1 protein-coding gene is annotated in these 1,231 nt (G+C 65.2%); it reads left to right on the top strand.

The window, feature by feature from the left end:
* The first annotated feature begins 241 nt into the window (after positions 1-241).
* Complete coding sequence (locus tag AB0F10_RS45750; protein ID WP_360640920.1) at positions 242-1,117, top strand: IS5 family transposase; 876 nt, start codon at positions 242-244, stop codon at positions 1,115-1,117.
* The last annotated feature ends 114 nt before the right edge of the window (positions 1,118-1,231 follow it).

Genomic DNA, 1,231 nt, shown 5'->3' with positions numbered 1-1,231 from the left:
CCGATCCACGCCCGCACCCCGCTACCCCGCCATCAGGAAATCCCAGGTCAAGACCCCGAAACGGCGAAATCAACGTTAAACAGAAAGCTTAGACCCTGGTAAATAAGGGGTTGGGGCGAGCGGTGGCTCCGTCGGGGATCGATGATCGTGCTCGCGGTCGGCGTGGCGAGATGACATGAGGAAGGGCCTTCGGTACGAGCAAGGTGACTAAACCAGCAGCTCGAACCCCGAAGGCCCAACCCTGTCTGTATACCTCGTCGCCGGGACCGCCACGCCATCGACCCCGGCCGCCCTCGCCGACCATCTACCGACCCGCAGGCCACGCCACTACCCGTCCGATACCAGCGACGCCGAATGGCAGGTCCTCGCTCCACACGTCCCGGCCGGGACCGGCAGAGGCCGACCGATCATCTACCCACGCCGCGACGTCGTCGACGCGATCCGCTACCTCGACCGCACCGGCTGCCAGTGGAACGCCCTACCCGCCGACTTCCCGCACCACAAGCTCGTCTACCACTACTTCAAACGGTGGACCGACGACGGCACCCTCAACCAGATGCACAACCACCTGCGCGAACAGGTCCGCGAACACCTCGAGGGCCGCGACCGGCAACCATCGGCCGCGCTGATCGACTCCCAGTCACTGCGTGCCGCGGAGACCGTCGCCAGGCCGAGCCGCGGCTACGACGCCGGCAAGAAGATCAACGGCCGTAAACGCCACATCGCCGTCGACACCTGCGGACTACTCCTCGCCGTCCTGGTCACCGGCGCAGGCATCCAAGACCGCGACGCCGCCCGCCCGCTGCTCTGGGCCCTACACGCCTGCTTCCCGAACATCCGCCTGGTCTGGGCCGACTCCGGCTACGCCGGCAAACTCGTCGCCTGGGCCAACGACCAGCTACGACTCACCCTGCAGATCGTCGCCAAACTCGCCGGGCAGAACACCTTCGTCGTCCTACACCGTCGCTGGGCGGTCGAACGGACATTCTCCTGGATCAACCGCTGCCGCCGCACCGTCCGCGACTACGAACGGCTACCCGAGCATCACGCCGCGATGGTCCAATGGGCCATGATCATCGTCATGACCCGCCGCCTCGCCCGACACCAACACACCTGAAACCCTTATTTACCAGGGTCTTAGCTTTCCGTTTAACGTCTGAGCTGGGATTAGTCGCTCTGTCGAGGGACTGGCAGGACGCGGCCACCTGGTCACTCTGAGGAGACGCGAATC

Origin of the sequence: Actinoplanes sp. NPDC026623 (genome assembly GCF_040638275.1) — a bacterium.
Classification (GTDB): domain Bacteria; phylum Actinomycetota; class Actinomycetes; order Mycobacteriales; family Micromonosporaceae; genus Actinoplanes.
The sequence above is the reverse complement of the archived record's forward strand: the minus strand, read 5'-3'. Positions and strand labels throughout refer to the sequence as shown.